The organism is Streptomyces sp. NPDC014995, from assembly GCF_043080745.1.
GTDB lineage: Bacteria > Actinomycetota > Actinomycetes > Streptomycetales > Streptomycetaceae > Streptomyces.
This window is the reverse complement of sequence record NZ_JBIBVX010000003.1, coordinates 222,585-242,313: the sequence shown is the minus strand read 5'-3', so window position 1 is coordinate 242,313 and position 19,729 is coordinate 222,585. Positions and strand designations below refer to the sequence as shown.

Annotated in this window: 19 protein-coding genes; 5 read left to right on the top strand and 14 right to left on the bottom strand. The window is 72.8% G+C overall.

Annotation, left to right across the window (positions count from 1 at the left end; all coding sequences use genetic code 11):
• The first annotated feature begins 80 nt into the window (after positions 1-80).
• Entirely contained in the window at positions 81-287 is a 207-nt protein-coding gene (locus ACF1A1_RS08520; RefSeq protein WP_391646815.1) for a DUF1918 domain-containing protein, read from the top strand.
• 1 nt (position 288) lies between these two features.
• Here ACF1A1_RS08520 and ACF1A1_RS08515 read toward each other — a convergent pair whose 3' ends face one another.
• Positions 289-1,527: a glycoside hydrolase family 10 protein gene (locus ACF1A1_RS08515; RefSeq protein ID WP_391646813.1), complete on the bottom strand. Its 1,239-nt coding sequence runs from the start codon at positions 1,525-1,527 to the stop codon at positions 289-291.
• Positions 1,528-1,715: 188 nt separating this feature from the next.
• Between ACF1A1_RS08515 and ACF1A1_RS08510 the strand changes: the two genes are divergently transcribed.
• Positions 1,716-2,591, top strand: coding sequence for a 3-hydroxybutyryl-CoA dehydrogenase (locus ACF1A1_RS08510; RefSeq protein WP_391646811.1), 876 nt, complete (start codon positions 1,716-1,718; stop codon positions 2,589-2,591).
• Positions 2,592-2,774: 183 nt separating this feature from the next.
• Entirely contained in the window at positions 2,775-3,032 is a 258-nt protein-coding gene (locus ACF1A1_RS08505; RefSeq protein ID WP_391646809.1) for a hypothetical protein, read from the top strand.
• Positions 3,033-3,275: 243 nt separating this feature from the next.
• Here the strand turns inward: ACF1A1_RS08505 and ACF1A1_RS08500 are convergent, their stop codons facing one another.
• The 10 genes from ACF1A1_RS08500 to infC form a co-directional block, all read right to left on the bottom strand.
• Complete coding sequence (locus tag ACF1A1_RS08500; RefSeq protein ID WP_391646808.1) at positions 3,276-3,821, bottom strand: NUDIX hydrolase; 546 nt, start codon at positions 3,819-3,821, stop codon at positions 3,276-3,278.
• 99 nt (positions 3,822-3,920) lie between these two features.
• On the bottom strand, positions 3,921-5,261 hold the full coding sequence (locus tag ACF1A1_RS08495) for a transcriptional regulator (protein WP_391646806.1): 1,341 nt from the start codon (positions 5,259-5,261) through the stop codon (positions 3,921-3,923).
• Positions 5,262-5,489: 228 nt separating this feature from the next.
• Positions 5,490-6,554, bottom strand: a complete 1,065-nt coding sequence (locus tag ACF1A1_RS08490) for a PP2C family protein-serine/threonine phosphatase (protein ID WP_391646804.1) — start codon at positions 6,552-6,554, stop codon at positions 5,490-5,492.
• Positions 6,555-6,779: 225 nt separating this feature from the next.
• Entirely contained in the window at positions 6,780-9,293 is a 2,514-nt protein-coding gene (gene pheT, locus ACF1A1_RS08485; RefSeq protein ID WP_391646802.1) for a phenylalanine--tRNA ligase subunit beta, read from the bottom strand.
• The gene (pheS, locus tag ACF1A1_RS08480) at positions 9,293-10,414 is read right to left on the bottom strand and encodes a phenylalanine--tRNA ligase subunit alpha (RefSeq protein WP_391646800.1); all 1,122 of its coding nucleotides are present in this window, start codon (positions 10,412-10,414) and stop codon (positions 9,293-9,295) included. Before pheS ends, pheT begins: the two co-directional genes overlap by 1 nt.
• A 136-nt stretch (positions 10,415-10,550) precedes the next feature.
• A complete protein-coding gene (locus ACF1A1_RS08475; RefSeq protein ID WP_391646798.1) occupies positions 10,551-11,690 on the bottom strand; it encodes an ATP-binding protein in 1,140 nt (379 codons plus the stop codon).
• A 43-nt stretch (positions 11,691-11,733) separates the two neighbouring features.
• Positions 11,734-12,585 (bottom strand): TrmH family RNA methyltransferase, encoded by an 852-nt coding sequence (locus ACF1A1_RS08470; RefSeq protein ID WP_391646796.1) that lies wholly within the window; start codon positions 12,583-12,585, stop codon positions 11,734-11,736.
• A 269-nt stretch (positions 12,586-12,854) separates the two neighbouring features.
• Positions 12,855-13,238, bottom strand: a complete 384-nt coding sequence (gene rplT / locus ACF1A1_RS08465) for a 50S ribosomal protein L20 (RefSeq protein ID WP_108956113.1) — start codon at positions 13,236-13,238, stop codon at positions 12,855-12,857.
• A 96-nt stretch (positions 13,239-13,334) separates the two neighbouring features.
• On the bottom strand, positions 13,335-13,529 hold the full coding sequence (rpmI, locus tag ACF1A1_RS08460; RefSeq protein WP_007829094.1) for a 50S ribosomal protein L35: 195 nt from the start codon (positions 13,527-13,529) through the stop codon (positions 13,335-13,337).
• A 112-nt stretch (positions 13,530-13,641) separates the two neighbouring features.
• Positions 13,642-14,295: a translation initiation factor IF-3 gene (infC, locus tag ACF1A1_RS08455; protein WP_391647190.1), complete on the bottom strand. Its 654-nt coding sequence runs from the start codon at positions 14,293-14,295 to the stop codon at positions 13,642-13,644.
• 407 nt (positions 14,296-14,702) lie between these two features.
• Between infC and ACF1A1_RS08450 the strand changes: the two genes are divergently transcribed.
• Positions 14,703-15,080, top strand: coding sequence for a DUF1844 domain-containing protein (locus ACF1A1_RS08450; RefSeq protein WP_391646794.1), 378 nt, complete (start codon positions 14,703-14,705; stop codon positions 15,078-15,080).
• A gap of 4 nt (positions 15,081-15,084) precedes the next feature.
• Here the strand turns inward: ACF1A1_RS08450 and ACF1A1_RS08445 are convergent, their stop codons facing one another.
• The gene (locus tag ACF1A1_RS08445) at positions 15,085-15,816 is read right to left on the bottom strand and encodes an SseB family protein (RefSeq protein WP_391646792.1); all 732 of its coding nucleotides are present in this window, start codon (positions 15,814-15,816) and stop codon (positions 15,085-15,087) included.
• A 150-nt stretch (positions 15,817-15,966) separates the two neighbouring features.
• On the opposite strand from ACF1A1_RS08445, the gene ACF1A1_RS08440 reads away from it, so the two are divergent.
• Entirely contained in the window at positions 15,967-16,926 is a 960-nt protein-coding gene (locus tag ACF1A1_RS08440) for a serine hydrolase (protein WP_391646790.1), read from the top strand.
• Positions 16,927-16,957: 31 nt separating this feature from the next.
• On the opposite strand, the gene mycP is transcribed toward ACF1A1_RS08440, so the two are convergent.
• Together mycP and ACF1A1_RS08430 are read right to left on the bottom strand one after the other, a co-directional pair.
• Entirely contained in the window at positions 16,958-18,151 is a 1,194-nt protein-coding gene (gene mycP, locus ACF1A1_RS08435) for a type VII secretion-associated serine protease mycosin (protein WP_391646788.1), read from the bottom strand.
• On the bottom strand, positions 18,148-19,530 hold the full coding sequence (locus tag ACF1A1_RS08430; RefSeq protein WP_391646786.1) for a hypothetical protein: 1,383 nt from the start codon (positions 19,528-19,530) through the stop codon (positions 18,148-18,150). The genes mycP and ACF1A1_RS08430 overlap by 4 nt, the downstream gene beginning before the upstream one ends.
• Positions 19,531-19,729 lie beyond the last annotated feature (199 nt).

Here is a 19,729-nt window from a genome sequence, read left to right as displayed (position 1 = left end):
CCCCCTCTCCACCACCGCTCCGCGCCGTAGACTCAAGGCCACGGACCGCTGCTCCCGCTTTTGGTGAGGAGGCCCCAGAGATGCGTGCAACCGTGGGCGACCAGCTTGTCCAGCACGGCAGGGTGGTCGGCCAACACGACAAGGTCGGCGAGATCGTCGAAGTGCTGGGCCACGAGGGCAATCCCCCCTACCGCGTCCGCTTCGAGGACGGGCACGAGGGCTTGTGCTCGCCCGGACCCGACACCGAGATCCGTCACCGGGAAACCGGCCCGTCGATGGGCCGGTAGATCAGCGCGGGGGTTTCGCCGGCTGCCCGTAGTGGTCGGCGACCACCCGCGCCATCGCCCCGATCCGGTCCGTCGCCACGTCCTTGGCGGCGAAGAACACATGTCCCCGCACCTCCGGATGGCCCTCGGCCAGCGTGAGGTGCCGGGACAGCTCGGCCGGCTTCTGCCACGCCGCGGGCTGCGCCGGGTCCCCCGCCCGGTACAGCGCCTCCCCGATGTACAGCTTCGTCCTGCTGCCCCGCGCGACCTGTGCCCACCAGGGCACGAGTGCGGCGTAGTCGGCGGCGGAGAAGCCGATGTTCCAGTACAGCTGCGGCACGATGTAGTCGATCCAGCCCTCGCGCACCCACTTGCGGGTGTCGGCGTGGACGGCGTCGTAGGACTGCAGGGCCCGGGTGTCCGAGCCGCGCGGGTCGGTGGAGGCGTTGCGCCAGACCCCGAAGGGGCTGATGCCGAACTGCGTGGTGGGCCGGACCGCCTTGATCCGGGCGGCCGTCTCGCGGACCAGCCTGTCGATGTTGTCGCGGCGCCACGCGGCCCGGTTGGGGAAGCTCCCGCCGTGGCGGTCGTAGGCCGCGTCGTCGTCGAAGGAGTGGCCGGCCACCGGATAGGGGTAGAAGTAGTCGTCGAAGTGCACCGCGTCGACGGGGTACTTCCGGACCGCGTCGAGGATCGCGTCCTGCACGAACGCGCGGACCGCCGGCAGACCGGGGTTGTAGTAGAGCTTCCCGCCGTACGTCACCACCCAGTCGGGGTGCTTGCGCGCGGGATGGGAGGCGACGAGCCGGGTGGGGTCGGCGTGCGTGGCCACCCGGTACGGGTTGAACCAGGCGTGCAGCTGGAGGCCGCGGGCGTGGGCCTCCTTCACGGCCGTGCCCAGCGGGTCCCAGCCCGGCGCCTTCCCCTGGGTGCCGGTGAGCACGGCCGACCAGGGCTCGTACGACGAGGGCCACAGCGCGTCGGCCGTGGGCCGCACCTGGAACATGACGGTGTTGAGACGGTTGCGGACGGCCAGATCCAGCCGGGCGAGCAGCTCGGAACGCTGTTGTGCGGCGCTCAGACCCGGCCGGGAGGGCCAGTCGCGGTTGGCGACCGTCGCCAGCCACACGCCCCGCATCTCGGTCGCGGCCCACCGCTCCCCGGCCGGCCCGGAGGCGCGCCCCGAACCGGCCGCCGCCCCTGTCGTCGTGAACGCCGACAGCGCGGCCAGCGCGAACGCCCGCCGGGTCAGTCGCCCCATGGGACACACCCCCACATACACCGCGGATCCGCTCGGTCACGGATCGTCTCCGCGCCAAGGATGCCCCCACCCCGGTGATCGATCATCGATACTTGCTAGTAACGTGCACGATCGGAGCAGGCGGACCGGGATCCGGCAGACCTGCCACAGCCATCAGCAACAGCGTCAGTGCCAGTGAAGGGGACGATGTGACGGGCATCCCAGCGGGAGACATCGCACGCGTCGGAGTGGTGGGCTGCGGCCAGATGGGGGCGGGCATCGCCGAGGTCTGCGCCCGCGCCGGACTCGACGTCAAGGTCGCCGAGACCACCGGCGAGGCCCTGGAGATCGGCCGCACCCGGCTGTTCAACTCCCTGGCCAAGGCGGCCGAGCGCGGCAAGATCACCGAGGAGGAGCGGGACGCCACGCAGGCGCGCCTGACCTTCACCACGGACCTCGGCGAGTTCGCCGACCGCGACCTGGTCATCGAGGCGGTCGTCGAGAACGAGCAGGTCAAGACCGAGATCTTCCAGGTCCTGGACCAGGTCGTGACCCGCCCGGACGCCATCCTGGCCTCCAACACCTCCTCCATCCCGCTGGTGAAGCTGGCGGTCGCCACCTCGCGGCCGGACCACGTCGTCGGCATCCACTTCTTCAACCCGGCCCCGGTGCAGAAGCTCGTCGAGCTGATCCCGGCGCTGACCACCTCCGAGGGCACGCTCAGCCGGGCCCAGCTGTTCGCCGAGAAGCTGCTGGGCAAGCACGCCATCCGCGCCCAGGACCGCTCCGGCTTCGTGGTCAACGCGCTGCTGATCCCCTACCTGCTCTCCGCGATCCGGATGTTCGAGACGGGCATCGCCAGCCGCGAGGACATCGACAACGGCATGGAGCTGGGCTGCGCCCACCCGATGGGCCCGCTGAAGCTGTCCGACCTGATCGGCCTGGACACCGTCGCCTCGGTGGCGCAGTCGATGTACGAGGAGTACAAGGAGCCCCTGTACGCCGCTCCCCCGCTCCTCCAGCGCATGGTCGACGCCGGCCGGCTGGGCCGCAAGACCGGCTCGGGCTTCTACACCTACGGCTGACCACGCTCGGTGAGCGGTACGGGCCCGGCGCTCCGCGGAGCGCCGGGCCCGCGGCGTTCACACGGCGTGTGCGCATCGGGCCCGCATATGCCGCGCGCACACTCTCCCCACCGGCCCACCAGGCGGGTTCACTCATCATGCGCATACAAGGGATGTGAGACGACCACGGAAAGGAGCGGACACGTGACCGCCGACCCCGAGCATCCCGTCGTCCATGGAGAACTCGCGGAGTTACGTCGCCGGCTCGACGTGGCCTACGCCCGCGTCGAGGGCGGCCTGGCCCTGCTGGCGCACCGCACCGAGGAAAGCGCCAAGGAGATCGACGAACTGAGCACCCGGATCGTCACGTTGGAGCACGCCCGCTGGCCGCTGCCGTCGATCGCGGCGATCACGGCCGTCGGCGCCCTCGTCGTGACGATCTGGCAGGCCTTCGGGCGCTAGGTGCACTGATCGCCAACGTCGTTGACGGTCGCGGGGCTTGGCACGCCCGTCCGCGGCGTCGCCGCCGGTGGCCGGCTCCCCGGGCCCGGCCGCGTTCGTGCGGGAGGGGCCCGTCGCGCCGACGCTCTCCGCCGCCCCGCAGCCGGACGCGCCAGGCCCCGCTCACCCGCGCCGGTGGAGTCACCGCCCGTCTCGCGCGAGCTGATCCGCGAGACGGGCCCCGGAGCGCGTGCGGGGGGGGGATCAGGACGCGGTGTCCTGGCCCAGCCTGAGGTGGTGCAGGAGCAGGAGCGCGGCCGCCATGTTGGCGGCCGGGACCTCGCCACGGGCGACCATGTCGGGGACGAGCTTGAGCGGGACCCACTCCCGGCGGTCCGACTCGAAGTCGTCCACGGGGTGCCCGACGTACTCGCCCTCGTCCGACCAGTAGACGTGGTGGACGGCGTCGGTGAGACCGTTGGACGGCTCCACGCTCATGAGGTGGCGCAGGGGGCCCGGTCGCCAGCCGGTCTCCTCCTCCAGCTCCCGGGCGGCTGCCCCGGCGATGTCCTCACCGTCCTCGACGACGCCCGCCGCGAGTTCCCACCCCCAGCTGTCGGTGATGAAGCGATGGCGCCACAGCAGGAGGACCTCGTTGGACTCGTTCACCACCGTGGCCACGGCGACGGGCCGCAGCCGTATGAGGAAGTGGTCGAGGTGCCGGCCGTCCGGCAGCTCGACATCTGCGAGGTTGACGCTGAACCAGCGGTTTTCATACACAGTTCGTTCGCTCTGTTTCGTCCACTGCACGGTTCTGCCACCTTCCGTCGAGTAAGTGGCAATATCGCAGTAGGAACTGTGTCGCGCCGGTGCTCGGGTCCCGGTCTACAGCGGTATCTGCAACGGTGTCTACAGCGGTACGCGCAGGGCCCCGTCGATGAGTTCGGCCGCCTCGGCCGTGCCCGAACAGCCGCTGCGCACCAGGTGTTCACGCACCGCCCGGAGTCTGTCGCGCAGGCGCTGGGACTCCATCCCACGGGCCTGTTCGGCCATCCGCACAGCGGTGGCGACCGCCTTGTCGGCGTTGCCCTGGCGCAGTTCGATCGTGCTGAGCATGGCGAGCCGGTGCACCCGCCCCCGGTCGTGGGCGGGCGTGTCGACGGCGGCCGCCGCGTGCTCGGCCGCGGCGCTCAGGTCGCCGAGACTCAACAGCGCCTCCGCCACCTGGACGTTCACCAGCCCCGGCTGGACATAGCCGGTCTCGTCGGGTTCGTGGCCGCGCCGGATGTGTTCGGCGGCCGTCTCGGCACGCCGGATGCACGCCAGGGCGCTGCTGCCGTCGCCGAGGTGGGCGTACGCCTTCGCCTGCATCGCGTACAGGTCGGAGGCGAGGGCGGGGGTGATGTGCCTGCCCGCGGTGCGCAGCGCGGCCTCCGCGAAGGCGACGGCCTGCCGGTACTCCCGCATGAACAGCGACTGGTTGACGAGCAGCGCGATCACGTACGCCCCAAGTCCCCGGTCGCCGCTGGCCTTCGCCAGCCGCAGCGCCTGGTGGAAGTAGCGCTGGGCGAGCCCGTGCGCGTCGGAGTCGTACGCGCAGATGCCGGCGATCGCCACCAACCCACCGGTCGCCCGGTGCAGTTGGCGGCCCGTCGCGTCGGTGTAGCCGCCGCGCAGCAACGGTGCGGCCTCGGCGTTGAGGAAGCCGACGATGCGGCTGCGGGTCGCCACCCCGCCGGCCTTGCGGTACATCTGCTCGTAGTGGGCGCGGGCCGAGCGCAGCATCGCGATGTCGGCGGGGGTGACCCGGTGCCGGCCGCCGCGGGAGACGTCGACGTCCTCGGGCGGGTTCTCCCACTCCCAGACCGGCATCACGGCGGGCGTGCCGGTGACCGCGGGGGCGCCGAGGAGGTGCGGGCGCTGTTGTTCGTCGGAGCGCCACAGCGCGGTGGCCCGCTCGACGAAGCCGGACAGCGAGGTGCCGTGCGGGGCGGAGGGTTCTCCCGGGACGCCGAGGCCGATGTCGTCGAGGGTGACGGGCCGTTGCAGCCGCCCGGCGAGGACCTCGCAGATCAGGTCGGGCACCTGGCCGCGCGGCCGCTGGCCCTTCAGCCACCGTGCGACCGCCGTGTGCTCGTACCGCAGCGCGAGTCCGCGGGCACGTCCCGCCTGGTTGACGTGGGCGGCGAGGCCCGCGTGGGAGATCCCCGCCTCGTCCAGGATCGCGTCGAGCAGTGTGTTGGGCTGCATGGGTGCCCCCCGGTGGCTCGGTGCCGTCAGATTAGTGGGTCCGCCTTCACACGGGGTGTGAACGGAGTGCGCGTATCCGTACCGTGTGCGCTCTGTCGCAGAGCGTTTCCAGTCGGTTGACTGAAATACCTCGCAAGAGGACCGCCGGGCCGTCGGCTCCCCCTCGTAAAGCGACGGCCCGGCGTTGCGCTCCGCGGGCGGCGCCGAAGAAACCGCGGCGGGTGGTGGTCACGGCCGCGCCGACGGCTGCGGATCGTGGGTGGTCGCCCGCCCGGTTCCCCGCGCCTCGGAGGGGAGTCGGTGCCTCCGCTCGTTCCCCAGGACCAGCAAGGTGATGTCGTCGGTCTCCCTCCCCGCCGTGTGCCTGAGGAGTGCGCCCAGGACCGTGCGCAGGATCTGCTGGGAGGAGACCGGGTGGTCGTGTGCCGCCGTGGCCAGGGCAGTCGGCAGGGAGAAGAACCGGCCCCTGGCATCCCGCGCGTCCTCCGCGCCGTCCGTGTACAGGACCAGTAACTCCCCCGGGCGGAGGTGACCGCAGGGCGTGGTGGGCAGGTCGGCGGGCAGCGGGAACGGGCCGAGGGGCGGCAGGGGATCCGCGCGGGCCAGCGGCTCGACGCCGGTGCCGCTGAGCAGGTACGGCCAGGGGTGACCGCAGTTCAGGGCGCGTACCCCGCCGTCCCGGTCGATCTCCAGCAGCAGGACGGTGACGAACTCCTCGGCGACCGGGGTGTCCGGGACGCGGCCGCTCGCGGGGTGTTCGTCGCGGTGCCGCTCGCGCAGGTGCCGGGCCAGGGCGCGGTCCAGCCGGCGCAGGACGCGGCCGAGGTCGGGCTCGTCGTGCGCGGCCTCGCGGAAGCTGCCGAGGAGCGCGGCGACCGTCCCGAGGGCGGGCAGTCCGTGCCCGCGCACGTCGCCCATCACGACCCGTACGCCGTGCTCGGTGGCGATGACCTCGTACAGGTCGCCGCCGACGGTGGCACCGCGGTCGGCGGAGAGCTGCACGGCGGCCACCTCGAGCCCGTCGACGCGCGGTGGCAACGGTCGCAGCAGCACGCTCTGCGCGGCTCCGGCGACCCGGCGCGCCTGTCTCAGTTCACGCAGCAGCGTCTGGCGTACGTGGTGGATCAGTCCGGTTCCGACGGCGAAGAAGACGGCGCTGGTGACGAGCCGTGCGCCGAGCCCGTCCTGTTGGGCCAGCGGGCAGCCCAGCTTGTAGGTGATGGCCAAGGCGCCCCAGGCCGTGGGCAACCCCAGCGAGACGCCCCGGCGCAGCGGCCCCCCGATGCCGAACATGTCGATGGCCCCCCATCCAGGCCCTGACAGCAGACAGACCGGCCCCGAAAGGCCGGTCTGATTCTGTCGACGTCATGGTCCGGGAGGGCCGGTTCGAGGGGCCTTCTCACTCGAAGGAGTGAGGTGACCCCTGGGGGGTGCCGTGTCACCGTGCGGCTCCGCCACGGGGGCGTGACCAGCCACGACGGCATCGAGCCGGCCGGGAGCCGCGGCTCCCCCCACCGCTCAGCCGCGCAGTACCGCCCCGGTCCGCTCACCCGCAAGGGTGACCGCCGCGTCCCGAGCCGCCGACGCCTCGTCAACGGTCAGCGTGCGGTCCCCCGCACGGAAGCGCAACGCGTACGCCAGCGACTTCTTGCCGTCCCCGAGCTGCTCCGCGTTCTCGTACACGTCGAACAGCCGGATCCCCTCCAGCAGCTCGCCCGCGCCCGCCCGCAGCGCGGCCTCCACGTCGGCGTGCGGGACGAACGTGTCGACCACCAGGGCGACGTCCTGCGTGGCGACCGGGAACGTGGAGATGCTCGGCGCCCGCGGCGTGTCGTCGCCGACCTGCTCCAGGACGTCCAGGTTCAGCTCCATGGCTGAGGTGCGCGCGGGCAGACCCAGCGACTTCACGACGCGCGGGTGCAGCTCGCCCGCGTGCCCGGCGATCCGCTCGGCGCCGTCGGCGACGACGACCAGCTCGGCGCACCGGCCCGGGTGCCACGGCCCGTACTGGCCGCCGCGGACGATCAGCTCGGCGCCCGCCTCACGCGCGACCGTGCGGGCCGCCTCGACGGCGTCGGCCCAGTCGGCCGGGCGGCCCTTGCCCCACCAGCCGGCCTGCTCGCGGGCGCCCGCGAGGACGACGGCGACGTGGCGCGGCTGCTCGGGCAGCACGGCGTCGAGCGAGGCGAGTTCCTCGTCGGTCGGGCGGCGGTCGACCGGCAGATGACCGGCGGCGCGCTGCTCCTCCCGCGGGTGGAAGACCAGCCCGGTCTCGAACAGCGCGAGGTCGTGCGAGCCCCGGCCGTCGTTGCGCCGCAGGGCGCCCAGCAGGCCCGGCAGCAGCGACGTGCGGAGCGCGGGCTCCTCGTCGTTGAGCGGGTTGGTCAGCTTCACGACGTGGCGGGCCGGGTCGTCGGCCTCCAGCAGGAGCTGGTCGAAGACCTGCTCGCCGATGAAGGGGTAGTTCGGCGCCTCGACGTAGCCGGCGCCGGCCAGGGCCCGGCCGACGCGGCGGTGCAGTCGCTGGCGGTGGGTGAGGCCGCGGCCCGACGGGGGCTTGGGCAGCGTGGAGGGCAGGTTCTCGTAGCCCTCCAGGCGGATGACCTCCTCGGCCAGGTCGTTGGCCTCGGCGAGGTCGGGCCGCCAGGACGGCACGGTGACGATCAGCTCGTCCTGCCCGTACACGTCGCAGCCGATCTCCTGGAGACGGCGTACGACGGTCTCGCGGCCGTACTCGACGCCCGCGACCTTGTCCGGGTGGTCCGCCGGGACGGTGATGGTGTGCGGCGCGGACGGCGCGACGACCTCGGTGACACCGGCCTCGGCGGTGCCGCCCGCGAGGAGCACGAGGAGGTCGACCGTGCGCTGCGCGGCGGCGGCCGCGGCCTGCGGGTCGACGCCGCGCTCGAAGCGGCGGGACGCCTCGGAGGACAGCTTGTGGCGACGGGCGGTGCGCGCGATGGAGACCGCGTTGAAGTGGGCGGCCTCGATGACCACGTCCGTGCTGGCGTTCTCGAGGTCGTCGTGGTCGGCGATCTCGGTGTTGGCGCCGCCCATGACTCCGGCGAGGCCGATGGGGCCGCGCTCGTCGGTGATCACCAGGTCCTCGGCGTGCAGCGTGCGCTCGACGCCGTCGAGGGTGACGAGCTTCTCGCCCTCCTCGGCGCGGCGCACGCCGATGGTGCCCTGGACCAGCGTGCGGTCGTAGGCGTGCAGCGGCTGGCCCAGCTCCATCATCACGTAGTTGGTGACGTCGACGGCGAGGGAGATCAGGCGCATGCCGACCTTCTGGAGCCGGCGCTGGAGCCAGATCGGGGAGCGCGCCTCGGGGCTCAGACCGGTGACGGTGCGGGCGGTGAAGCGGTCGCAGCCGACCGGGTCGGAGACCTGCACGGGGTAGCCGAAGGCGTTCGGGCCGGGCACGTCGAGCAGGGCCGGGTCGCGAAGCGGCAGGCGGTAGGCGATGGCGGTCTCACGGGCGACACCGCGGATGGACAGGCAGTCGCCGCGGTTGGCGGTGACGGCGATGTCCAGGACCTCGTCGACCAGCTCCAGCAGCTCGATGGCGTCCTTGCCGACCTCGGTCTCCGGCGGCAGCACGATGATGCCGTGGCTGCCGTCGTCGCCCATGCCCAGCTCGCCGCTGGAGCAGATCATGCCGTGGGACGTCCTGCCGTAGGTCTTGCGCGCGGAGATCGAGAAGCCGCCCGGCAGGGTGGCACCGGGCAGGACCACGACGACCTTGTCGCCGACGGCGAAGTTGCGGGCGCCGCAGACGATCTCCTGCGGCTCGCCGGTGCCGTTGGCCTGGCCGACGTCGACGGTGCAGAAGCGGATGGGCTTCTTGAAGCCCTCCAGCTCCTCGATGGTGAGGACTTGGCCGACGACGAGCGGGCCCTTGAGGTCGGCGCCGAGGTGCTCGACGGTCTCGACCTCCAGACCGGCGGAAATGAGCTTGGCCTGGACGTCACGGCCGGTCTCGGTGGCCGGCAGGTCGACGTACTCCCGCAGCCAAGAAAGCGGGACCCGCATCAGATCTCCATCCCGAACGGCCGGGTGAACCGGACGTCACCCTCGACCATGTCTCGCATGTCTTCGACGTTGTGGCGGAACATCAGCATCCGCTCGATGCCGAACCCGAAGGCGAAGCCGCTGTACTTCTCCGGGTCGACGCCGCAGGCGGTGAGCACCTTGGGGTTGACCATGCCGCAGCCGCCGAGCTCGATCCAGCCCTCGCTGGAGCAGGTGCGGCAGGGCCGGTCGGGGTTGCCGACGGACTCGCCGCGGCAGACGTAGCACACCATGTCCATCTCGGCGGACGGCTCGGTGAAGGGGAAGAAGTTCGGCCGCAGCCGGGTCTTCATGCCCTCGCCGAACAGCGCCTGCACCATGTGGTCGAGGGTGCCCTTGAGGTCGGCCATGGTCAGGCCCTCGTCCACGGCGAGCAGCTCCACCTGGTGGAAGACGGGCGTGTGCGTGGCGTCCAGCTCGTCGGTGCGGTACACGCGGCCGGGGCAGATCACGTACACCGGCAGCTCGCGGTCGAGCAGGGAGCGGATCTGCACGGGCGAGGTGTGGGTGCGCAGCACGACGCCGGACTCGGTACCGCCGTCCGGGCCCTGGACGAAGAACGTGTCGGCCTCGCCGCGGGCGGGGTGGTCGGGGCCGATGTTGAGGGCGTCGAAGTTGAACCACTCGGCCTCGACCTGCGGGCCCTCGGCGACCTCGTAGCCCATGGCGACGAAGACGTCCTCGATGCGCTCCGAGAGCGTGGTCAGCGGGTGGCGGGCGCCGGCCGGTACGCGGTCGTGGGGCAGCGTGACGTCCACCGCCTCCTCGACCAGTACGCGCGCGTCGCGCTCGGCCTCCAGCTCGGCCTGACGGGCGGCGAAGGCCTTGTTCACCGCGCCACGGGCCTGGCCGACGCGCTTGCCGGCCTCGGCCTTGGCGTGCGGGGGCAGGGCGCCGATCTCGCGGTTGGCGAGCGCCAGCGGGGAGGTGCCGCCGGTGTGGGCGACCTTGGCCTCCTGGAGCGCGTCGAGGGAGTCCGCGGCGGCGAAGGCGGCGAGCGCCTCGTCCCGCATGCGCTCGATCTCTTCCGGTTTCAACGCCTCGACCTCGACAGGGTCGTACGACTTATTGGGTGCCGACATCTCTTCCCGTGCTTCCGGTTGGCTGGCTGACGTCCCCGTCACCGACTCGTGGACAGATCGTCACGGTTTTTGGGACACAAAGGTGCCAAAGGCCGAGTCTAACGGGGTGGAGGTGTGCGGTTGCGCCCGCGGGCGACTAGGCCAGATAGGCCGGGGCCGCCACGGGCAACGTAAATCGGAACTGCGCGCCGCCGCCGGGGGCGCGGCCGACCTCGATCGTGCCGCCGTGGGCCTCGACGATGCCCTTGACGATGTACAGCCCGAGGCCCGTGCCGCCGCGCTTGCTGCCCCGCCAGAAGCGGGTGAAGACGCGGTTCATGGACTCCTCCGGGATGCCGGTGCCCTCGTCGCTCACGGTGACCGACGTGCCGACGTCCTCTCCCTCGCGGGGCGACTCGGCGGGCGTGACGTCAATCGTGACGGTTCCCTCGCCGTGCCGCACGGCATTTTCGATGAGGTTGCTCAGGACCTGGTCGACCTTGTCGGGGTCGGCCCACAGGGCGGGCAGCGGCTGCTCGACGCGCAGCAGGAAACGGTCGGCGGGCTGTCCGGCGGCGACGTAGGCCTGGATGTGCCGGCCGACGGCGGCTCCTATGTCGACGGGCTGGCGGCGCACCTCCAGCCGCCCGGAGTCGATCCGTGAGATGTCCAGCAGCTCGGCGATGAGGCGGGTGACGCGGTCGGCGTCGGCGTCGACCGTCTCCAGCATCAGCCGTTTCTGGTCGTCGGTGAAGCGCGACCACTTGGCGAGCAGGGTGGCGGTGAAGCCCTTCACGGAGGTGAGCGGCGAGCGCAGCTCGTGGGCCACGGTCGCGATCAGCTCGGCGTGGCTGCGCTCGGTGCGGCGGCGGGCCTCGGTGTCCCGGAGGGAGACGACGACGCGGCGGACGGGCCCGGTGGGTTCGCTGCGGACGTACCGCGCGGAGACGAGGACCTCGCGCCCGCCGGGCAGCAGCAGGTTCCGCTCGGGCTGCCGTACCCGGATGGCGAGCCCGCCGTACGGATCGGTCAGCTGCCACCAGCGCCGGCCCTCCAGGTCCTCTAATGGCAGGGCTTCCTCCAGCCGCCGTCCGAGGGCTTCGGCGGCGGGGACGGCGGTGATGCGCTCGGCGGCGGCGTTGAAGCAGACGACGTGCCCGTGCTCGTCGGCGACGACGAGCCCGTCGGGCAGGTCGTCGGGGTCGATGCCGGGTCCGGCGAGGTCACCGGCCGGTCGGGCCGCGGGCGGGCGCCTCGACGTACCGGCTCCCCGTGCGCTGCTCGTACCGACACTCATCCCCGTACCCCACCTCCCAGACGAGGACCCCCGAGTCGTCACCCTACTGGCTCTCGGTGACGGAGCGGCACCCTCCGGAGGCGCGCTGTGCACGGGCGGACGCGTAGAGACATACGGCCGCGGCGGTGGCGAGGTTCAGGCTCTCGGCCTTTCCGTGGATGGGCACGCGCACGACGGCGTCGGCGAGGGCGCGGGTCTCCTCCGGCAGCCCCCAGGCCTCGTTGCCGAACACCCATGCCGTGGGCCCGCCCATGGCGCCCTTGTCGAGCTCCTCGTCGAGGTCGTGCGCGCCGGCCCCGTCCGCGGCGAGGATCCGCACACCGGCGTCCTTGAGCCCGGCCACGGCCCGCTCGACGGGGACACCGACGGCGACGGGCAGGTGGAAGAGGGAGCCGACGGAGGCGCGGACGGCCTTGGGGTTGTAGAGGTCCACGGAGGCGTCGGTCAGGACGACCGCCTCGGCGCCGGCGGCATCGGCGCACCGCAGGACCGTGCCGGCGTTCCCCGGGTCGCGGACGTGGGCGAGGACGGCGACGAGCCGGGGCCGGGCGGCGAGGATCTCCTCGAAGGAGGTGTCGAGGAACCGGCAGACACCCACGAGTCCCTGCGGGGTGACGGTGGTGGAGATGTCCTCGATCACCTGCTCGGCGGCGAGGTGGATGCGGGCGCCGGCCTCCCGGGCCTCCCCGACGATGTCGGCGTACCGCTCCGCGGCCTCGACGGTCACGAACAGCTCCACGAGCGTGGACCCGTACGCGGCAGCCTCCCGCACGGCCTGCGGCCCCTCCGCGAGGAACAGCCGCTCCTTCCCCCGGAAGTTCCGCTTCGCGAGCCGCCGGGCGGCGGAGACGCGGGGGGAGCGGGGGGAGATGAGGTCGGGGGTGGCGGGGGGCATCTACTGGTTCACCTTCAGACAACTCTCCGCCGCGACGGTGCTCGGCCCGTACGGCGTTTCGGCGGTGCCGAACGGTCGGATGCGACGCGCGGCGTGCCGGTGCCGCGCAGGAGGGCGCTCACCGGCGCCGGCGGGGTGCCGCTGCGCCCACCCGTGCCGCTCCGGCGGTACGACGGCCCGCAGCGGTGCCGACGACCTGGACGCAATCGGACCCGCAGGTCGAGACCTGCGGGTCCGTTCCGTCACGTCGGCCTAGAGCCGGCGCGGCGTCACGCGGCCTTCGGCGCGTTGACGTCGCTCGGCAGAGCCTTCTGCGCGACCTCGATGAGCGCGGCGAACGCGGTGGCGTCGTTCACGGCGAGCTCGGCCAGGATCTTGCGGTCGACCTCGACGTTCGCGGCCTTCAGACCCTGGATGAAGCGGTTGTAGGTCATGCCGTTGGCGCGGGCAGCGGCGTTGATGCGCTGGATCCACAGCTGACGGAAGTCGCCCTTGCGCTTCTTGCGGTCGTTGTAGTTGTAGACCAGCGAGTGGGTGACCTGCTCCTTGGCCTTGCGGTACAGGCGCGAACGCTGACCGCGGTAGCCGGAGGCCTGCTCGAGGATCGCCCGGCGCTTCTTGTGGGCGTTGACTGCCCGCTTGACGCGTGCCACTTGTTAACTCCTTGTAGCGGGGCCGTGGGTGTCCTCACACGGCCCGGAAACGATTGGGTCCCGGTCGGAGATCAGGCGCGGGATGCGCGCCCGACGTCACTTGCCGAGAAGCTTCTTGATCTTCTTGGCGTCGCCCGGGGCCATCTCGGCGTTGCCGGTGAGGCGACGCGTCAGACGGGACGACTTGTGCTCGAGCAGGTGGCGCTTGCCGGCGCGCTCACGGAGCACCTTGCCGGAGCCGGTGACCTTGAAGCGCTTGCTGGCACCGCTGTGCGACTTGTTCTTCGGCATAGCGCCGTTCTCTCCTCGTCAGGTGGCGCTCCGGTGCCCGGTCGCGAAAACCGGGCACAGGTGGAGCGTCGCTCTTGTATCGGTTACGTCCTGGGACTGACGTCCCGGGGGGTCACGCCTCGGCGGAAGCCTCGGCGGGCGCCTCGGCGTTCACGGCGTCCGAGTCCGCGGCGTTCTGCGAGCGGCCCGGGTTGGCCTTCGCTTCGGCCTTGCGGGCCTCCTGCGCCTGACGAGCCTCGGCCATCGCCTCGGTCTTCTTCTTGTGCGGACCGAGAACCATGATCATGTTTCGGCCGTCCTGCTTCGGGTTCGACTCGACGAACCCGAGGTCCTGGACGTCCTCCGCGAGACGCTGCAGCAGTCGGTAGCCCAGCTCGGGCCGGGACTGCTCACGACCGCGGAACATGATCGTGATCTTGACCTTGTCGCCCTGCTTGAGGAACCGGACGACGTGACCCTTCTTGGTGTCGTAGTCGTGCGGGTCGATCTTCGGCCGGAGCTTCATCTCCTTGATGACCGTGTGCGCCTGGTTCTTGCGCGCCTCACGGGCCTTCATGGCCGACTCGTACTTGAACTTCCCGTAGTCCATGAGCTTGCAGACCGGCGGGCGGGCGTTCGCCGCGACCTCGACCAGGTCCAGGTCGTACTCCTGGGCAAGCTCCAGTGCCTTCGCGAGCGGCACGATGCCGACCTGCTCGCCACTGGGACCGACAAGTCGCACCTCGGGAACGCGAATCCGGTCGTTGATGCGGGGCTCGGCGCTGATGGATCCTCCTCGGTAGCACCACGCGGCGGTCTGGCGGACAGCCGCGTAACGTCTGTGTTCGTTAGTCCGACAACCACGCCGAAGCACAAAAAATGCCCCGAACGATCACAGGCGGGGCTCCAAGCACTACCGGAGCACCGCCGCGAGGATCGCGGGGCGCACTACCGGGCGACTCCATCGTCCGTACGGAACGATGGTGGCCGCCTGACCGGGGTGACCCGCCGCCCGGGAGGGTGGTCGGGTGGGAGTTCGGAGCCTCCACTTGTGGGCCGGGCCCGCTTGCTGGGGGGCACGCGCGTCCGACCGGTCGTTACACGAGATTACCAGCTCGTGGGGGCTCGCGCTAATCCGGTGTCTCCTGCCTCCTGCTGTCAAGAGGGCACACCACGGGCCCTATCGTGTCCTGCATGAGTGAGACCTCCCCCTCGGACACCCCCGAGACCCCCGGCGGCGCCGGCTTCGACGAGATGACCCGCGACATCGCGGAGGTGCCCGCGGTCGAGGTGATCGTGACGGTCGCCGTCAACCTGATGAGCGCCGCCGCCGTGAAGCTCGGTCTGACCGAGGAGGGCGACAAGTACAAGGACCTGGACGAGGCCCGCAAGCTGGTGACCGCGCTGGCCGGGCTGCTGGACGCGTCCGCGACCGAGATCAGCTCCTTCCACGCGGCGCCGCTGCGCGACGGCCTGAAGTCGCTCCAGCTGGCCTTCCGCGAGGCGTCGGTCGTCCCGGACGAGCCGGGCCAGGGTCCGGGCGAGAAGTACACCGGCCCGGTCTACGGCTAGGCCTTCATCCGCGTACGTACAGGGGCTCGCCCGGAGGCGTCGTCCCGGCCGGCAGCAGTGCCAGGTCGAGGCCGCGCACCAGGCGGGCCCTCAGCGTTTCGTCGGCGGCGAGCCGCCGCGCCACGGCCTGCGCGGCCTCGGCCGGGACGGCGGCCGGGTCCAGGACGAGGGCGAGGGTGCCGTCGGCCTGCCCGGGCCCGAGGTGGGCCCGGAGTACGGCGGGCTCGGCGGCCACGGCGGCCCGTACCGCCCGCACCACGGCCGGGTCGGTGAGCGGGTCGGTCGTGGTGCGCCCCTCGGCGAGGGCGAGCAGCGCCGGTCCCGTGATCTCGAAGGCCACCGGTCCGGCCAGGTCCAGTACGACCGTGTCCGCCTTCTCGTGTGCGGCCGCCTGGAGCGCCTGGTGCAGGGGTACGGCGACGGGGCGGGCCTCGGGGTCCCAGCGGGCGAGGGAGTCGGTGGAGGTGAAGGCGGGCAGGGCCGTGCGGTGGCCCGCTCTCAGGGTCGGGACTGCCATGTCGCTGGTCTTCTCGCGGCGCAGCCCGTTCTCGTCCTCCTCGACCTCCCCGAGCACGGCCACGACGGGGACGAGGAGCCGGGCGCCCTCGAGGGCCTCCAGCACCGGGCCCACGGCGGTGCGGTCCTCGGCCCAGGCGGCGAGCGCGGCGCTCAGCCGGGGGTCGGCGGAGCCGTCGTCGTCGGAGAAGCCGGGGTCGGGAATGTTCTTGTTCGCCACGGTCACCGACCCTATCGGGGGGATGCTGCTGGGCCTGTGCGGGGCCGGAAACGCGACCGTGACGTCCTTCACGGGTTTCTCAGACTTCCCTGACACACATCTAACGTCCGTCTAACGACGCGCACAGTCGCCGCCCCGAGCATCGCGGGCATGGAGTCTCGCAGAGCACGTCCGTCCCGGCGCCGCCCGCTTCTCCGCTCGGCGCTCGCCGCCGTGGCCGTGCTGGGCGTCACCGCGGGCGGCACCGCGTACGTGACGGCCCGGGCGCACTCCGGCAGGGACGCCCTATCGTCGTCGGCGACGCCGTCACCCTCGACTTCGGCGTCGTACGGAGGGGTGTCGGTGGAGTCGGTGGCGGAGCCCGAGGTGGATCAGGACGCGCTGCTGGCGGCGGCCATGGAGTCGGTGACCGTGCCGGACGGGGCGGCGGTGTCCGTGGCCGTGCTGGACGTGGACTCCGGGCAGAGCGCCACGTACGGGACGGCCGCCTTCGACACGGCGAGCATCGTGAAGGTGGACATCCTGGCGGCGCTGCTCCTCCGGGCGCAGGACGAAGGGCGCCCGCTCACCGCGCGGGAGAAGACGTACGCCACCGCGATGATCGAGAGCAGCGACAACGACTCGGCGTCGGCCCTGTGGCGGAGCATCGGGAAGGCCGACGGTCTCGACGCGGCGAACGAGCGGTTCGGGCTCACGGACACCGAGGGCGGCGACGGCATGCTGTGGGGGCTGACCCGGACCACGGCCGCCGACCAGCTCACCCTGCTCCGGCAGGTCTTCGGCGACGACTCCCGGCTGAACGAGGTCTCACAGGCGTACCTGCGGGGCCTGATGGGGCGGATCGCCGCCGGGCAGCGGTGGGGCGTCTCGGCCGCCGCGGACGGCTCGTCGTGGGCGCTGAAGAACGGCTGGCTGCCGCGTACGGCGACCGGGCTGTGGGACGTCAACAGCATCGGGCGGGTGACCGCCGGCGGCCACGACGTTCTGGTGGCCGTGCTGTCGGACGGCAACGCGACGCGGGCGACGGGCATCACGCTGGTCGAGGCGGCGGCGAAGGCGGCGGTGTCGGCGTTGACGGACGGCGGCGCGTCGGCCCCGGCCGCCGGGTGACCGGCCGCCGGGTGACCGGCCGCCGGGGTGACTAGAACGTCTCGTACCGCTCGCGGCGGCCCCGCCACAGCACGACCGCGGCCACCAGCAGCACTCCCCCGGTCCCGCCGGCGAGCAGGCCGGCCCAGCTCGACGCGTCGTCGTCGGCCCGCTCGGTGTCCGGGCCGGGGCCGAAGTACTTCTCGCCGTAGGACGCGGCGCGCAGGTTCTCGGGGGTGAGGCCGGCGGCGGCCTTGATGGCGGCGGCCGGGTCGATGAAGCCGAAGCCTCGGGAGTCGTCGCGGCCGCCGGTGGGGGCGTTGCGGGCGGTGTCCTCCAGGAGGTTCTTGATCTGCGCCGGGGTCAGGCCCGGGTGGGCGGCCTTGACGAGGGCGACGGCGCCGGAGACGAAGGCGGCCGCGGCGGACGTGCCCCAGCCCTCGTAGTACTTGTGGTCCGGGTCGGCGATGACGACGTCGACGCCGGGGGCACTGACCGTGGCGTACCAGCGGCGGGTGGAGAAGGAGGCGCGGGTGCCGTAGCGGTCGACGGCGGTCACGGCGATGACGCCCGGGTAGGCGGCCGGGTAGGAGATGTGGTCGCCCTTCTCGCCGCCGTTGCCGGCCGAGGCGACGACCACGGAGCCCTTCTTCAGGGCGTACTGGACGGCCTCGTCCTCGGCGGGTTCGGGGTGGGCGGAGGCGGAGTCGTCGCCGAGGGAGAGGTTGATGACGTCGGCGCCCTGGTCGGCGGCCCAGCGGATGCCTTCGGCGAGGGCGTTGCCGCGGGTGTTGCGGGCCCTGGTGCGGGCCGGGTCGCCGTCCTCCAGGATCACGCGGACGGGCAGGATCTTCGCCTCCGGGGCGATGCCCATGACGCCGTCGGCGTTGCCGTAGCCGTGTCCGTGGCCGGCGATGATGCCGGCCATCGCGGTGCCGTGGCGGGCCCAGGCGCGGTCGCCGGGCTTGGCGCCGAAGCCGACCAGGTCCTTGCCGGGCAGGACGTTGCCGTCCAGGTCCGGATGGTCGTCCTCGACGCCGGTGTCGAGGACGGCGACGGTCATGCCCTCGCCCTTGGTGGTCTGCCAGATCTCGTCGGTGTGCAGGGCCTCCAGCGCCCACTGCTTGGCGCGTATGCCGTCGGCGTGCGCGGGGGCGGCGGGCAGGAGGGCGAGGGAGGCGGCGAGGAGAGAGCACAGGAGGCCGGCCCGGCGCGTCGTCGTGCGGCTCGTACGGCTGCTGCTCATGAGGGCTGCTCCGAGGGCGAGACGGCGGTCTTGCGCAGGGCGCGCTCGATGCGGTCGGCGAGGCCCTTCGCCTCGTTGCCCAGGCCGGCCTGGGCGGGCGCCGTGGTGGCGCCGGACGCGGTGGCCTCCGCGGCGGGCTGCGGGGTGGCGACGGTGCGGCCGTCGGCCCAGCCGGAGACGGCGTAGACGACGACGGGCGCGTCGGTGAGGACGGAGATCGTCCACGAGGCGCGCTGCGGGTCGCCGAAGGCGGCGGCGACGGTGTCCTTCGCGGCGTACGGACGGGGCATCAGGTCGGCGCGGCGGGCCAGGCCCTCCCTCTCGAACTGGGTCTCCAGCGCGCGCATCCCGGCCGCGTCGGCCTTGGTGAACAGCAGGCCGACGGTGGTGACGTAGCTCTGGGTGGCGTCGGTGTAGGTGGCGCGCAGCAGGCGGGTGCAGCCGACCGGGGTGAGGGCCTTGAGCAGCAGCGGGTCGAAGGCGTCGGCGCAGCCGCCGTCCGGGGCGACGGCGATCCGCGTCCAGGTGCGGTCGGCGCCGCCGGGGCCCGCGCCCTGCCCGTCCACGGCCGGTGGGAACAGCTGGTCCACCGGGACGTTGTGCCACAGGCTGCCGGCGGTGGTGTAGGCCCCCCGCTCCCCCGCCTCGGCGGAGTCCCCGACGAGCCAACTGCCGGTGACGGAGCCGCCGATGAGGCCGAGTCCGAGGACGACACAGGCGGCGGCCGCGACGGTCCGGCCCCGTCGGATCCGGGGCGCGTCCCGGTACCCCTCGGGCTGTCCGAACGTCACGACGGGCCGCGTGGCGCCGGGGGCGCCGCCCGGCGTCATCGGGGCGCTCCAGGACAGGGCGGGGTCGAGGACGACCGGGCCGGACTGCGGGCGCGGCGGAGCCTCCGGGGACTCGGCGGGCCGCGGAACCCGCGCGGTCGCGGACGCGCGCGGTGCGTCGAGACCGGGGTGACGCGCGGGCGCCGCGGGCGTCCACGCGGGCCGGGCGTCGTCCTCGGAGGGTGCGTCACGGACGGGGGTCCACGCGGACGGGGTGTCGCCGTCGGAGGGGGCGGGCGTCCACGCGGGCCGGGCGCCCCCGTCGGAGGGCCCGTCGGGACGGTGTCCGGGCACGGCGGAGGACAGGGCCTCCCGGGGAGGCTCGGTGGGAGCGGGGGCCCAGCCGTGGGGCAGCGGGGTCCAGGCGGTGCCGGAGGTGGGGGGCCGGGGGTTGTCCGGGGCGTCGGGGCCGCTGGAGCGGGGGCCGTTCGGGCGGGCCGGGGGAACGTCGGCGGCGGGGCGGGGGCCGTTCGGCCGCCCCGGGGAAACGTCGGCTGCGCCGGTGGCGGGGCGGGGGGCTTCCGGGCGGGCGGAGCGCGCGTTGTCCACGCCGGCGGGACGGCCCGCGCCGGCGTCGGCGGGGCGAGGGCCGACCGGGCGGGTGGGACGATCGGGCTCCGAACCGGGCGGTCGGCCACTGTCCAGACGATCCGGCCGAGCAGACTCCCAACCGGGCGGGCGGCCACTGTCCAGACGGGCGGGACGAGCAGGCTTCGAACCGGTGGAACCGGCGTCGTCCGAGCGAACC